Origin of the sequence: Enterobacter chuandaensis, assembly GCF_003594915.1 — a bacterium.
Taxonomy (GTDB): domain Bacteria; phylum Pseudomonadota; class Gammaproteobacteria; order Enterobacterales; family Enterobacteriaceae; genus Enterobacter; species Enterobacter chuandaensis.
In genome coordinates this window covers 87644-101376 of sequence record NZ_QZCS01000003.1, presented here as the reverse complement: position 1 = coordinate 101376, position 13733 = coordinate 87644, and the positions used below count along the sequence as shown (strand labels likewise).

The following is a 13733-nucleotide window of genomic DNA, read 5'->3' as shown; positions in this document are numbered from 1 at the left end:
GATACCTCATCAGACAATGTCGTTCACGTTCAGCCAGCGGCCCTGCAGGTGCGAGAGTGCAATCGCGTCCAGCACGCGCGACACCTTCCAGCCCTCTTCGAAGTCCGGCCACATCGGCGCGTCGGCGGCAATCCCGTCCACCAGGTCGCGCACCTCCACCGTTTTTTGATCGTTAAAGCCAATCCCGTGGCCTGCGCCCATACAAAACGCGGCGTAGTCCGGGTGCGCCGGGCCGACGAGCAGCGTGCGGAACCCCTGACGGTTCACCGGATCGTCATGCAGATAGAGCTTCAGCTCGGCCATGCGCTCCTGGGTGAAGCTGATGGCGCCTTTCGTCCCGGTGATGACGTACGACAGCCCCATCTTGCGGCCGCAGGCGACGCGGGAGGTTTCAATCACCCCCTGCGCCCCGCCCGCGAAGCGCACCATCGCGTGGGCCTGATCCTCGTTTTCCACCGCAATCATCTCTGACGATCCGGCCTTCGTCGGGCGCGCCGGGACCACGATCTTCAGGTCGCCGCAGACCTGCTCAATCTCCCCCACCAGGTACTGGGCCATATTGACGATGTGCGCCGCGAGGTCGCCCAGCGCCCCCAGCCCGGCGGTCTCTTTAAAGCAGTGCCAGTGAATGGGCGACAGCGGGTCGGCCATATAGTCTTCGTTGTGGGTGCCGTAGAAGTGGATCACCTCGCCAATCTCGCCGCGCGCGATAATCTCCTTCGCCAGCTGCGCCGTCGGGTTCTTCATGTAGTTGAACCCCACCAGCGTTTTCACCCCGGCCCGCTTCGCGGCGTCGACCATCTCGCGCGCGTCGTGGGCGTTCAGCGCCAGCGGCTTCTCCGAGTAGACGTGCTTGCCGTGGCGGATCGCCTCCAGCGCCATCTCCTTATGCAGGTGGTTGGGTGAGCAAATATCCACCACGTCAATGGCCGGGTCGGCCACCAGCGCCCGCCAGTCCCCGGTGGAGCGGTTGAAGCCAAACGCATGCGCGCGCTCTGCCGCCAGCTCCGGCGTGACTTCCGCCACCATCTCGCGCACCAGCCTGCCGAGCAGGTTGAACACCGTCGGGGCCTGGGCATAGGCGATAGCGTGCGCCTTGCCGATATACCCGGTGCCAATTAATCCAATACGAACCTCTTTCATCGTGATCCTCACAGTGCGCCGCGACGGCTCTTGGCATAGGTATCGAATGCCACCGCCAGAACGATAATTAATCCGGTGATAATTTGCTGGTAGTAGGCCGAGACGTTCATCAGCACCAGGCCGTTAATCAGAATGCCCATAATGATGGAGCCGATAATGGTGCCGCCGATGCGCCCGTAGCCGCCCATCAGCGAGGTGCCGCCAATCACCACCGAGGCGATAACGCGCAGCTCAAAGGAGATCCCGGCCACCGCCTCGGCGCTACCCAGACGCGCGCTCAGGATGAAGCCCGCCAGCCCGGCCAGACAGCCAATAAGCACATAGACGCTGACCAGCACTCGCTTGACGTTGACCCCCGCCAGGCGCGCCGCCTCCGGGTTACCGCCGATGGCGTAGACGAAGCGGCCCCAGCGGGTTTTATGCAGTGCCAGATAACCGCCGACGGCGACGATGGCAAAGATCCAGATCGGAATGGAGATGCCGAGCAGCTCCCCGCGCCCCCACCAGCGGTAGCCGGGGTCAAAACCGGCGATCGGCGCGCCGTCGTTAATCACCAGTGTCAGGCCGCGCCAGATAGTCATCCCGCCGAGGGTGACGATGAACGGCGGCAGGCGCAGGCGGGTGACGCCCAGGCCATGCAGGAAACCAATCGCCGTGCCCATCGCCAGACAAATCCCCAGGCCGATCAGCCAGCTCATGCCGCCCCAGGCGTTCGGGTCGACGGTGGTGAAGTTGTCACCTTTGATCACGTACGCCGCGGTCATGGCGCACACCGCCAGAATGGAGCCGACGGAGAGGTCAATCCCGGCGGTCAGGATGACGAAGGTCATCCCCACGGCCATGATCCCGTAGATGGAGACTTCAGTCAGGATGTTGAAAATATTGCGTTCAGAGAAAAAGTTGCTGTTCTGCGACTGGAAGAAGATCAGCAGCAGGATCATGAAAATCAGCACCCCGAAGCGCTCGAAGAAGGCAATGGGATCGATGCGTCCGGCGCGTTTGACCGGGGCCTGCGTTTTAGAAATCATCTGCGTCATGAGTTACTCCGTTATGCCGCGTTCAGGGCGTTGTGGTTGATGGCCATCATCGTCATCAGCCGTTCTTCGTTAGCGTCGTCACCGTGGATCTCGCCGGTCACCCGGCCTTCGCTGAGGGTGATGATCCGATCAGACACCGCCATCACCTCAGGCAGATCGGAGGAGATCACGATCACCGCCACGCCCTTTTTCGCCATGTCAAACAGCACCTGGTGCACTTCCGATTTGGTTCCCACGTCGATGCCGCGCGTCGGCTCATCGACGATCAGCACCCGCGGGTTGAGCGCCATGCAGCGCGCGAGGATCACTTTTTGCTGGTTGCCGCCGGAGAGTTTGCGCACCTCCTGCGCGCTGTTGACCATTTTGATCTGCAGCGCCTGGCGGTAGGACTCAATCAGATCATCCTCTTTACGGGTGTTCACAAACCAGCGCCACTGCAGCAGCGAGGAGAGGCAGGAGAGCGACAGGTTGTCGCGAATAGACAGCCCAAGCACCGCCCCCTCTTTTTTGCGGTCTTCCGGCACCAGCGCCACGCCCTGATCGAGAGCATACAGCGGGTCGCGCGGCTGGTACGGCACGCCGTCCAGCTCAAAGCTCCCGGAGGTAAACGCGTCTGCACCAAACAGGCAGCGAGCCACCTCGGTGCGTCCCGCGCCCACCAGCCCGGCAATGCCCAAAACTTCCCCGGCGTGGACGTGAAAGCTGATGTCGTGCAGGGCGATGCCGTGCGGATCCAGCGGCGGCTTTTCGCGGCTCAGCCCCTTCACCGCCAGACGGACGGGCTTGTCTTCATGATGGGTTTCGCTGGCGGGGCGGCGGTTAAAGGCCACGTCGCGCCCGACCATCAGGCGGATCAGCTGCTCTACGTTGGTTTCGGCTACCGCGCCGGTGCCGGTAAAGCGGCCGTCCTGGAAAACGGTGAAGCGATCGCAGAGCTGAAAAACCTCGTGCAGGCGGTGGGTAACGTAAATAATGCTCACGCCGCGGTTTTTAAGCTCGCGCACCACGCGGTGCAGGCTTTCCACCTCGCTGTCGCTCAGCGCGGCAGAAGGTTCGTCCATGATGATTAATCTTGCGTTGAGGGTCAGCGCCCGGGCGATCTCCACCATCTGCTGCTGGGCGACGCTCAGACGGGCGACCGGCGTGGTCGGCGCAACGTTCAGCTGCAGGTAATCAAGAATGACCTGCGCCTCCTGGTTTACCGCTTTTTCGTCGACGATCAGGTTACGTTTACGCGGCTCGCGCCCGAGAAACATGTTTTCCGCGACGGTCATGTTGGGCAGCAGGTTGAACTCCTGATAGATGGTGATAATGCCCTTGTTCTGTCGTTCCACCGGGGAGTCGTCCACCGGCAGCGTTTCGCCGTTGAACCAGATATCCCCGCGCGTTTGCGGCTGCGCGCCCGCGAGCGCCTTCAGCAGCGTGGATTTCCCCGCCCCGTTTTCTCCCAGCAGGGCGTGAATTTCGCCGCTGCCGACGGTCAGCTGGGCGCTGCTCAGCGCCCAGACGCCGGAAAAGCTTTTTGCCAGGTCGGTCACTTTCAGTAAGGGTTGCGACATCGGTCTGCTCCTCCTCATGATGAGCCGCCAGAGGCGGCTCGGGACATATCAGTTACCGGCCTCACCGATACGCTCAGCCTGCTGCAGGTTCTCTTTGGTGATCAGCGTTGGCGGGTAGTCGGCCCCGGTGATGGCTTTCTTCTCGCGCACGTTGGCCACCAGCTGGCTCATCGCCGTTTGTACCGCAAAGCCCGGACGCTGATCCGCCGTTACCGCCAGCCAGCCGTCGCGCACGCGGGCCAGCGCTTCCGGCACCGCATCAAAGCCGGTCACCAGAATTTCGCCCGGCTTCACGCCCTGGCTCTGCAGCGCCTCAATCGCCCCCAGCGCCATATCGTCGTTGGCGGAGAGGATCACCTGCGGGCGCTTCGGCAGCGAAGGCAGCACGCTTTCGACGATACGCATCCCTTCAGAACGCATCCAGTTGCCGGTCTGATCGGCGACGATCTTGTACTTATCCCCGCCCGCCTTCAGGCTGTCGCGGATCCCTTTGGTGCGTTCAATATTGGAGGAGGAGCCCGGCTGGCCGGTGAGCAGAATGATGTCCGCCCCGTCGGGGAATTTGGTTTTGACGAAGTCGCCAATCGCCTGGCCGCCCTTGTAGTTGTTGGCGCCAAAGTGCGGCACTTTCTTCTGGCTGTCGACGGAGCGGTCGAGCGTGACCACCGGCAGCTTCGCATCCTGAATTTCATCCACTGCGCTGGAGACCGCGTTCACGTCGTTCGGGGAGACGATGAACCCCTGCGCTCCACGGGTGATGGCGTTTTCCAGGTCAGCCACCTGCTTCGGTGAGCTGCCCTGCCCGTCCAGCACCTGAAGCTTCACGCCCATCTCTTTTGCGGCTTTCACCGCCGTGCGCTGCATGTGAACTTCAAACGGCATCGCCAGGTTTGGCGTACTGAAAACAATTTGCTCGTTTTCGGCGAGGGCGGCCCCGGACGTCATGGCGATGAGGGCGGCTAAGATCAGTTTTTTCATTATTATGTCTCTCTGTGTAGGGTTGTTGTGTTTAGAGGACGATCTCGCGCTGGCTACGCAGCGACTCCAGCGCTTTATCCGCAAGGTACAGCGCACGTTCACCATCATCGCCGCTGCAGTCAGGCACCGCTTCGCCGCGCAGGACCGCAACAAAGTGTTCCCATTCCGCGGCGTAAGCGGATTTGTAGCGCTGCAGGAAGAAGTGTTCCGGCAGCGCGCTGGTGCAGCCCTGTTTGCCGTAGTGCTGCACCTGGTTTTCCAGAATGTTGCCCGCGCACAGCAGCCCTTCGGAGCCGTGCAGCTCCAGGCGCTGGTCGTAGCCGTAAGAGGAGCGGCGGCTGTTGACGATGGTCGCCATCGCGCCGGAGGCATATTTCAGAACGATAAACGCGGTATCGATATCCCCCGCCTCGCCAATCGCCGGATCTACCAGGTTGCTGCCCTGGGCATACACCGAGACCGGCTCTTCACCCATGATGAAGCGGGCCATATCAAAATCGTGAATGGTCATATCGCGGAACATGCCGCCGGAGACGCGCACGTACTCCGCAGGCGGCGGAGACGGGTCGCGGGAAATAATCAGCAGCGATTCCGGCTTGCCGATACGCCCGGCCTGCGCGTCGGTTTTCACGCGGCGGAACTGCGGGTCAAAGCGACGGTTAAAGCCGATGAACAGCGGCACGTCGTATTCTTTGACCACTTTCAGGCAGTCACGTACGCGGGCGAGGTCGAGGTGTACCGGTTTTTCGCAGAAGATGGCCTTGCCGTGGCGGGCGGCCATTTCAATCAGGTCCGCGTGGGTGTCGGTGGCGGAGGCGATCAGCACGGCGTGAACGTTAGGGTCAGTCATCGCATCAATGAGGCTCTGCTGGCGGGCCTGATATTGGGTGGCGAGGCGGGTGGCAAATTCCTGATTCGGGTCAACCACGGACCAGAGCGTGGTCGCGCTGTGGCTGGCGATGTTAGCTGCATGTACCTGGCCAATTCGGCCAGCGCCCAGTAAAGCAATGTTAAACATAACGGCTCCCGGTGTTGGTGAATGCTGTGAACTAACGACCCTATAAATAAAACATTTATTTCATTTTTATAAATAGTGAAAATTATATTTTTGAGTGCAGGTTAACACTTTTGAGATGAATGAGATAATTTTTGTTATCAATCTCACAACATGGGAGGGAGGACATCTTCCCAAAGGGGCGAGGGAGAAAAGACAGCCCCGAGCCGTCCCCTCTCCCCAGGCGGGCGAGGGAGAAAAGGCCACACCGCACCATCCCCTCTCCCCTTTGGGGAGAGGGTTAGGGTGAGGGGAAATGAAATGAAAATTTCGTTACGACGGGAAAACTTAATACTGACGCGCTTTTTTCACCTGCGCCTGCGTTTGCTCCGCGGCTTCGCGCACGGCAGAAGACTCTGCCACCTGCGCATCACCAGTTCGCCACCACGAGGCGTAGTCGTGGGTCATGGTCTTCGGCAATACCTTGATGTCCAGCAGCGTCGGGCCCGGATGCGCCCGTGACGCCTCCAGCGCCGCCAGCAGGCTTTGCTCATCGTTCACCCGCCACGCGCGGCAGCCGTAGCTTTCCGCGTTTTGCGCAAAGTCGACCTTCACCAGCGGCCCGTCAAGCCGCCCGGTTTCCGGGTTGCGCCGACGGTTTTCCGTGCCAAAACTGCCCATGCCGTGCCCCATCTGCAGGTTATTAATGCAGCCGAAGCTGGCATTATCGAACAGCAGAACGGTGATCTTAATGCCCTCCTGCACGGCGGTTTGCAGTTCGGAGTGCAGCATCATGTAGGAACCATCCCCCACCATGGCGTATACCGGCAGCGCGGGTCTGGCGAGCTTCGCGCCAAGCGCCGCCGCAATCTCGTAGCCCATGCAGGAGTAGCCGTACTCCAGGTGATAGCTGTCCGGCGTTTTGACCTGCCAGAGGCGCTGTAAATCCCCCGGCAGCGAACCGGCCGCGCCCACCACGATGGCGTTATCTTCAATATGCTGATTGATCAGCCCCAGCACCCGCGTCTGGGTCAGCCGGGTGTTGAGCGTCTCGCCGTATTCCGCCAGCTGCGCGTCCAGGTGCCCCGCCACTTCGGGCGCATCGTCAGGATGCCACTGGCGATCCCACAGGCGGCGGCACTCGTCGCGCCACGCGGATTTCGCCCCGGCGATCGCCTCTCCCCAGCCGCTGCGGTAATCGCCGAGCGCGTGGGTTAAGGCCTGGAGGCCGGTTTGGGCATCGGCAATCAGCGCGGTGGCGTCCAGCTTCAGGGCATCAAACTCGGCCACGTTCAGCAGCAGGAATTCGACGTCCGGGTGGGAAAAGAGCGCCTTGGAGCCGGTAGTAAAGTCGGTCAGACGCGTGCCGATACCGATCACTAAATCCGCCTGTGGCGCAAGCTGGTTGGCGGCCATTCCGCCCGTCACCCCCACGCCGCCCAGATTAAGTGGGTGGTCACTTACCAGCGCCCCCTTTCCGGCCTGGGTTTCGGCAAACGGCAGTTGCAGCGTCTCGACAAATTCGCGAAACGCCTCATGCGCGCCGGAGTAGCGCACGCCGCCGCCGCACACCACCAGTGGACGACGCTTGCGGGCAATCAGCGCCCGCGCCTGCGCCAGACGCTGCGGGTCAGGTGGACGACGTTCGATGTGGTGCACACGACGCGCAAAGAAGCTCAGCGGGTAGTCCCACGCCTCTCCCTGCACGTCCTGCGGCAGGCAGATGGTCACCGCGCCGGTATCTGCGGGGTCAGTAAGCGTTCGCATTGCGCTTAACATGGCGCTCATCAGCTGCTCGGGGCGGTTAATGCGGTCCCAGTAGCGGGAGACCGGACGGAAGCAGTCGTTGGTGCTGATGCTGAGATCGTGATACTGCTCGATCTGCTGCAGCACCGGGTCCGGCTGGCGGCTGGCATAGATATCGCCCGGCAGCAGTAAAAGCGGGATGCGGTTCGCCGTGGCGGTGGCCGCGGCGGTCACCATATTGGCAGCTCCCGGCCCGACGGAGGAGGTGACGGCAAAAATGCGCTGACGGCGATGCTGTTTAGCGAATCCCGTCGCCATATGGGCGATACCCTGCTCGTTGCACCCCTGCATGATTTTCAGATGACCGGGATCCTGCTCCAGCGCCTGGCCGATACCCAGCACGTTGCCGTGCCCAAAGATGGTCGCCACGCCCTCCACGAAGGGCGTTTCGTTGCCGTCAATGCAGACGTACTGTTGATTCAGGAACCGGACCAGCGCCTGGGCCATGGTCATACGTTCGGTTTGCATAACGCCTCCTGTCAGCCCAGCGTCGGCATGGAGAACGCAGCGCCTGTCTCCTGCTGCATTTCCGGCCAGCGCGCGGTGATGGTTTTCATTCGGGTGTAGAAACGCACACCGTCATTGCCGTGGACGTTGAGCGCACCAAAAATCGAGCGCTTCCAGCCGCCGAAGCTGTGGAACGCCATCGGCACCGGGATCGGCACGTTGACCCCCACCATGCCAGCCTGCACCTCTTCGCAGAAGCGGCGCGCGCAGCCGCCGTCGCGGGTGAAGATCGCTGAGCCATTACCATATTCATGGCGATTAATCAGATCCACCGCGCTGGCGTAATCTGCTACGCGCACCACAGAAAGCACCGGGCCAAAAATCTCTTCTTTATAGATGGTCATCTCCGGGGTGACGTTATCAAACAGCGTCGGCCCGACGAAGTAGCCCTGCTCGTGGCCCTTCACGCTGAAGCCGCGCCCATCCACGCGCAGTTTCGCCCCCTGAGTTTCCCCGCTGTCGATGTAGCCCAGCACCTTGCTGCGGTGCGCGGAGGAGATGAGCGGCCCCATTTCGTTTTCCGGCGACTGGTCCAGGCCCGGCCCGACGCGCAGCGCGGCAATCTGTTTTTCCAGCCGGGCGCAAAGGTCGTCGGCGGTTTTATCCCCCACCGCCAGCACCACGGAGAGCGCCATGCAGCGTTCCCCCGCCGCGCCGTAGGCCGCGCCCATGATGGCGTTGGTGGCCATCTCCATGTCGGCATCCGGCATTAAAATGCAGTGGTTTTTCGCGCCGCCCAGCGCCTGACAGCGCTTACCGTGGGCGGATGCGGTCTGGTAAATGTATTCCGCAATCGGCGTGGAGCCGACAAAGCTCACCGCCTGCACGCGCGGGTCAGTCAGGAGCACGTCAACGGACTCTTTATCGCCCTGAACCACATTGAAGACGCCGTCCGGCAGGCCGGCCTCTTTCAGCAGCTGCGCCAGCGCGAGCGCAAGAGAAGGATCTTTTTCCGACGGTTTCAGCACGAAGGTGTTGCCGGTCGCCAGCGCAATCGGGAACATCCACATCGGCACCATCGCCGGGAAGTTAAACGGCGTGATCCCGGCGCAGACGCCGAGCGGCTGCATCAGCGAGTGGCTGTCGACGCCCGTGCCGACGTTGGCAGAGTGTTCACCCTTTTGCAGATGCGGGATGCCGCAGGCAAACTCCACCACTTCCAGGCCGCGGGTCAGTTCGCCCACCGCGTCGGAGAAGACCTTGCCGTGCTCTTCGCTGATAATGCGGGCCAGGCGCGTCATGTTCTCCTCCAGCAGCGCCTTGAAGCGGAACATCACGCGCGCGCGCTTAAGCGGAGCCTGGCGCGACCACGCAGGAAACGCCTGCTGCGCGGCGGCAATGGCCTGTTCGGTTTCCCGTGCCGTACTCATCACCACCTGGCGGATCTGCTCGCCGGTGGCCGGGTTGAAGATCGCCTGAACGCGCTGGCCTGAACCGGTGACACATTCGCCGTGAATAAAATTCGCTACCGTCTCCATCCTTAACCTCTCGCTGTTGATACGTGACTGTTACCTGAACACTGTGTACTGAACACTATATATGAAACAAATATTCCATTTTAAGTTGAAATAAAATAAATGATGATTATTGTGATCAAGGATGGATTTTTATGTTAACAGGCAACAACACTGACGCCGCGTGCGCTATTAAGGAATTTCGGGCGAGGAAATGACTGAAGCTTCTGTTTCATTTTTGTTGCCAGATGGATGGCCGACATTTAAAAGGCGCGGTTTTGCGTTTAGAATCATAAGACTGTATTTGGGGGATAACATGACGACAGCAACCAGCCTGAACGAACTGCAGCAACAAATCCGCGATCGCTACGATAGCCTGAGCAAGAGGCTGCAGCAGGTCTCCCGCTACGTGCTGGATAACACAAACAGCGTGGCCTTTGATACGGTTGCCGTCATTGCCGAGCGCGCCGACGTGCCGCCCTCAACGCTGATCCGCTTTGCCAACGCCTTTGACTTCACCGGCTTTAACGAAATGAAACAGCTGTTTCGCATGAACCTGGTGGAGGAGACCGCCAGCTACAGCGACCGCGCCCGGCTGTTCCGGGAGATGGAGAGCGAGGCCGTGCCGGAAACGCCGCTCGATATCCTGCAGGAGTTCGCCCGCTCGAACGCGCAGGCGCTACAGCAGCTGGCCGCCCGTGCAGAGCCGGAAATGCTGGAGCGCGCGGTGCAGCTGCTGGCCGACGCCGACACCATCTACATCGCCGGGCTGCGCCGCTCCTTTAGCGTCGCGGCCTACCTCACCTACGCCCTGAGCCACCTGGAATGCCGCCCTATCCTGCTCGACGGCATGGGCGGGATGCTGCGCGAGCAGATCAGCCGCATTAAGGCGCGCGACATCGTGGTGTCGATCAGCTTCTCGCCGTACGCGGAAGAGACGGTGATGGTCAGCGAAACCGCTGCCAGCGTTGGCGCGCGGCAGATCGTGATTACGGACAGCCAGATCAGCCCGCTCGCGACATTCAGCGATCTCTGCTTTGTGGTGAAAGAGGCGCAGGTGGACGCGTTCCGGTCTCAGTCGGCGACGCTGTGCCTGGTGCAGTCGCTGGTGGTGGCGCTGGCGTATAGGTTGGGTGGCGGGGAGAAATAGCCCCCAATGCCGTTTGGTGGGCCGGGTAAGGTATAGACGATACCCGGCCGCCTGAAGAGCATTAGCCAGACATTAACGGCTTCTTATCTCGGGGCAATCAGAATAACTGACGGAATAGAGGGAATTCAGACGTTGCCCCGTAATCTGTAACACCCGCAGTAAAAGCATGATGCCGCGGCGGGTATCAGGATCGTTGAGCATGGCAAACACCTGCCGAAGCGAAATATCCCCTTCCCGGTTAATTTGCTCTCCCCAGGCCATGCGTAGCGCGGTTCCCCCTTCCCAACCGACGGTTACCACATCTTCAAATACGCCAGCCAGCTTTTCGACCATCGCGCTGTCGGTCATTTCCAGCATGTCTGCTGCTAAGGCCAGCAGATCAACCAAATTATTCAGGCGATTGCCTGCCATCAGCGGGGCAAGGCTTTTAAGTAACAGTTCCTGTTCACTCATTAGAACATCCCCCTCACGACACCCCAATAGAGACCACGGTTAAAACCGTTTCGCAGCATGCCGCCGAGTTTCGTCGCAGGCATGGGCGTCACGTCATTGCGATAGTCATACACCAACGGCATACCGGCCCAGAGCCCCATCTGCGCAACGGCCTGAACCCGTCCATCATAATGGTTACCGCTTCCGGGCGGTCTGCCGTACAGCTCCGCCACAATGTTATCGGCAACGATCGGAGCCTGGTTGTGGCACGATCCCCCGGCTTTACTGATCGGGAGGTCAACGGTATCGCCGATCACATACACCCCTTCCAGGCCGTAGACGCCCAGCGTTTGGTGATCCGTCGGCAGCCAGCCTTCACCGTTCTGAACCTCACTGAGTCCCGTATTACGCACCGCTTCGACCGCCCTGATGGGAGGCGTTGCCATCAGGATGTCGAAGTTCTGCGAGTCGCCCTCGGCGGAATAGGCAATTTTGCTGTCAGGATCGACATGGCTTAAGGTAAAGCCGCGCTGATGCTGTATCCCTTTGGCAGCAAAAATATCGCCCAGCGCCTCCCCAACCGGACGCTGCAGGAACAGGCAGTTTCGCAGCAGCTGCGCGACGGTCGGATAGGTATAAACAATCTCAACCTGATTACGTACGCCGCGCTGGCGCAGATAGTCGTCAACCATAAGCGTGGTTTCAATAGGGGCGATGCCGCACTGATGGGGAACATTCGGCGTTTCCGGGAAAGAGACGGTAATAAATATTCGCCCCTTTTTAATGGTGGAGAGTTTATACGCTAATTCTCTTGCCGCCGCGTATTGATAAAAATGGTCGCCCGCTTCGGCAAGGCCAGGGATTTTTTGCGGGAAAGGCGTGCAGCCGGTTGCGATAACCAGCAGATCCCAGTCGTAATGTTGCTTACTGGCCCCGTACAGTCGACGCTGTTTAAAATCGAACGACTCAATCTTATCGGTAATAAATCGAATTTCCGGACTCAGTAACTGCCGTTCAGGCCGGGCCAGCTCATGATGATGGAAGAGGTTAAACGCGACGTACATAAACGCGGGTTTGTAGTAATGCACCGGTGATTCGGAAATCAGTACCAGCTCTACCTGACCGGCAGCAATTTCACGTCGTAATTTCTGGCCAGCAGGTTGGCAACAATGGTTCCTCCCGTGCCGCCGCCGACAATCATTATGCGGTTTTTCATTCCTTTATTCGCTCATGGTAGTGAATGGGAATTCACGTAACCAGACCGCTTCACTGTTACGCTCAGCTAAAGGGTAGTAACAGAGTAATATTCCGCAATACAACTTTTAACTAGAAATTTAATTTTGACAATCACATCATAATTTATAATGTACGCTACAAAATATAATTTATATCCCTATAACGTACTCTTTTCCTGTGGTCTCTTTCCATCACCATTATTCGCCAAAGAGCAGCTTTGTGTACTTTTTAGATATAGCCCCGGAGCGCTGTCCGTTCGCGCCATAATAGCGATCTTCACGGCACAGTCGTTCCTTCACATCGCAGAAAATACCGTTGGCAAAGGTGAATTCGGTCAGATCGACATTGCTCGACGTGAACACATCGTTTGCAGCAGCCTTCTTACCGAGATACGTCTCTGTCAAATCGCGGGATAATCCCTTGTCATTCGCGCATACATATCGGTCGCAGAGCACGCCCGATACTGGCGACTTGAGCCTGGCGGGGGTCCTGGCCTGAGCGGACATGGCGGACACGGCCAGCAGCGCGGCCACAGAGCATGCGAGTATTGCCTTGTTCAAGATGATAATCTCCGTTGGTTAATGCGTGTCGGCTTTGCACGGGGTGCGGTGGAACCATCATGATGGTGAACAACCCTGGAGGGTTCTGAGTTTCAACAGGATATGCCCCGTATGGTTTTTTTCCGACTTAAACAGTCGTCGAAAGTTCGGCTCGGAGGCAATTGTAAGGGCCCTATCCCGGTGAGTCATGCGATTTTAGAGACCTGAACTACTATGCTCTAAACGGAGTGGGCTTGTGGGGCGGGTTAGGTCCGCTCTGAGCGAGGAACGGACATTTCGCTTAAAGTTCAATCATTCTGTAAAGGATATGGTTAAAATTTATCTTCGTCATACATGGAATAAGACTAATGAATATACATATAAGACCAGCTCAATTGTCTGACGTTGAAGGGATTTTCACTGTCAGAACATCAGTCGCCGAAAATCATCTGAGCCGTGAAGAAATGCGAGAGATGGGCATCACCGAAAATACCGTGAGCAGTATGATCAAAGAGGGTCGTTGCGCATGGGTTGCCGTAGATGGCTGCAAAGTGATTGGTTTTTCGATGATTATACTCGATGAAGGTTCTCTTTTTGCAGCCTTTGTTCTTCCTGAATATGAAAGCAGAGGTGTAGGTCGCAGCCTTGTTGAACTCGCAGAGCAGGAATTATTCAAACATCATGAGGTTGCCTGGCTTGAAACCGACAAAAACAGTCGTGCGGCAGAATTTTACAGGCGGCTGGGCTGGGTTGAGAAAGAAAATGTGAGCGAATCCGATATTAGATTAGAAAAACTTCGCTGCGTTTAAGCAATGATTCATTTCGTAAATGTCCGCTCCTGGCACGGAGCGGACATTCCCACTGAGTTGAAGGCCCACTCTGAGCGAAGAGCGGACAC

The 13733-nt window shown here is 59.0% G+C and carries 11 protein-coding genes and 1 pseudogene; 2 read left to right on the top strand and 10 right to left on the bottom strand.

Annotation, left to right across the window (positions count from 1 at the left end; all coding sequences use genetic code 11):
• Nucleotides 1-9 precede the first annotated feature (9 nt).
• From D5066_RS06065 to D5066_RS06035, 7 genes are all read right to left on the bottom strand, one after another.
• Nucleotides 10-1143, bottom strand: coding sequence for a Gfo/Idh/MocA family protein (locus D5066_RS06065; RefSeq protein ID WP_119915366.1), 1134 nt, complete (start codon nt 1141-1143; stop codon nt 10-12).
• Between the two features lie 8 nt (nt 1144-1151).
• A complete protein-coding gene (locus D5066_RS06060; protein ID WP_028014045.1) occupies nt 1152-2180 on the bottom strand; it encodes an ABC transporter permease in 1029 nt (342 codons plus the stop codon).
• A gap of 11 nt (nt 2181-2191) precedes the next feature.
• Nucleotides 2192-3739: a sugar ABC transporter ATP-binding protein gene (locus D5066_RS06055; RefSeq protein WP_080328437.1), complete on the bottom strand. Its 1548-nt coding sequence runs from the start codon at nt 3737-3739 to the stop codon at nt 2192-2194.
• 48 nt (nt 3740-3787) lie between these two features.
• A complete protein-coding gene (locus tag D5066_RS06050) occupies nt 3788-4717 on the bottom strand; it encodes a sugar ABC transporter substrate-binding protein (RefSeq protein ID WP_080328436.1) in 930 nt (309 codons plus the stop codon).
• Between the two features lie 31 nt (nt 4718-4748).
• Nucleotides 4749-5735 (bottom strand): inositol 2-dehydrogenase, encoded by a 987-nt coding sequence (gene iolG, locus D5066_RS06045; protein WP_080328435.1) that lies wholly within the window; start codon nt 5733-5735, stop codon nt 4749-4751.
• Nucleotides 5736-6059: 324 nt separating this feature from the next.
• Complete coding sequence (gene iolD / locus D5066_RS06040) at nt 6060-7985, bottom strand: 3D-(3,5/4)-trihydroxycyclohexane-1,2-dione acylhydrolase (decyclizing) (RefSeq protein WP_119915365.1); 1926 nt, start codon at nt 7983-7985, stop codon at nt 6060-6062.
• 11 nt (nt 7986-7996) lie between these two features.
• Nucleotides 7997-9502, bottom strand: coding sequence for a CoA-acylating methylmalonate-semialdehyde dehydrogenase (locus tag D5066_RS06035; RefSeq protein ID WP_119915364.1), 1506 nt, complete (start codon nt 9500-9502; stop codon nt 7997-7999).
• A gap of 292 nt (nt 9503-9794) precedes the next feature.
• Here D5066_RS06035 and D5066_RS06030 point away from each other — a divergent pair, with 292 nt between their 5' ends.
• Complete coding sequence (locus D5066_RS06030) at nt 9795-10628, top strand: MurR/RpiR family transcriptional regulator (protein ID WP_023338648.1); 834 nt, start codon at nt 9795-9797, stop codon at nt 10626-10628.
• A 72-nt stretch (nt 10629-10700) separates the two neighbouring features.
• Here D5066_RS06030 and D5066_RS06025 read toward each other — a convergent pair whose 3' ends face one another.
• From D5066_RS06025 to D5066_RS06015, 3 genes and pseudogenes are all read right to left on the bottom strand, one after another.
• Nucleotides 10701-11081, bottom strand: coding sequence for a DUF1641 domain-containing protein (locus tag D5066_RS06025; RefSeq protein WP_119915363.1), 381 nt, complete (start codon nt 11079-11081; stop codon nt 10701-10703).
• Nucleotides 11081-12276, bottom strand: a pseudogene (locus D5066_RS06020) (NAD(P)/FAD-dependent oxidoreductase). Before D5066_RS06020 ends, D5066_RS06025 begins: the two are co-directional and overlap by 1 nt.
• A 217-nt stretch (nt 12277-12493) precedes the next feature.
• Nucleotides 12494-12856 (bottom strand): YcgJ family protein, encoded by a 363-nt coding sequence (locus D5066_RS06015; protein ID WP_336431790.1) that lies wholly within the window; start codon nt 12854-12856, stop codon nt 12494-12496.
• A gap of 347 nt (nt 12857-13203) precedes the next feature.
• Between D5066_RS06015 and D5066_RS06010 the strand changes: the two genes are divergently transcribed.
• Nucleotides 13204-13644: a GNAT family N-acetyltransferase gene (locus D5066_RS06010; protein ID WP_119915361.1), complete on the top strand. Its 441-nt coding sequence runs from the start codon at nt 13204-13206 to the stop codon at nt 13642-13644.
• The last annotated feature ends 89 nt before the right edge of the window (nt 13645-13733 follow it).

What these genes read in the sequence shown, in the direction of transcription:
- iolG (WP_080328435.1), bottom strand. Translation starts at nt 5,735, where the DNA reads ATGTTTAACATTGCTTTACTGGGCGCTGGCCGAATTGGCCAGGTACAT.
- D5066_RS06060 (WP_028014045.1), bottom strand. Translation starts at nt 2,180, where the DNA reads ATGACGCAGATGATTTCTAAAACGCAGGCCCCGGTCAAACGCGCCGGA.
- D5066_RS06025 (WP_119915363.1), bottom strand. Translation starts at nt 11,081, where the DNA reads ATGAGTGAACAGGAACTGTTACTTAAAAGCCTTGCCCCGCTGATGGCA.
- iolD (WP_119915365.1), bottom strand. Translation starts at nt 7,985, where the DNA reads ATGCAAACCGAACGTATGACCATGGCCCAGGCGCTGGTCCGGTTCCTG.
- D5066_RS06050 (WP_080328436.1), bottom strand. Translation starts at nt 4,717, where the DNA reads ATGAAAAAACTGATCTTAGCCGCCCTCATCGCCATGACGTCCGGGGCC.
- D5066_RS06030 (WP_023338648.1), top strand. Translation starts at nt 9,795, where the DNA reads ATGACGACAGCAACCAGCCTGAACGAACTGCAGCAACAAATCCGCGAT.
- D5066_RS06065 (WP_119915366.1), bottom strand. Translation starts at nt 1,143, where the DNA reads ATGAAAGAGGTTCGTATTGGATTAATTGGCACCGGGTATATCGGCAAG.
- D5066_RS06035 (WP_119915364.1), bottom strand. Translation starts at nt 9,502, where the DNA reads ATGGAGACGGTAGCGAATTTTATTCACGGCGAATGTGTCACCGGTTCA.
- D5066_RS06010 (WP_119915361.1), top strand. Translation starts at nt 13,204, where the DNA reads ATGAATATACATATAAGACCAGCTCAATTGTCTGACGTTGAAGGGATT.
- D5066_RS06055 (WP_080328437.1), bottom strand. Translation starts at nt 3,739, where the DNA reads ATGTCGCAACCCTTACTGAAAGTGACCGACCTGGCAAAAAGCTTTTCC.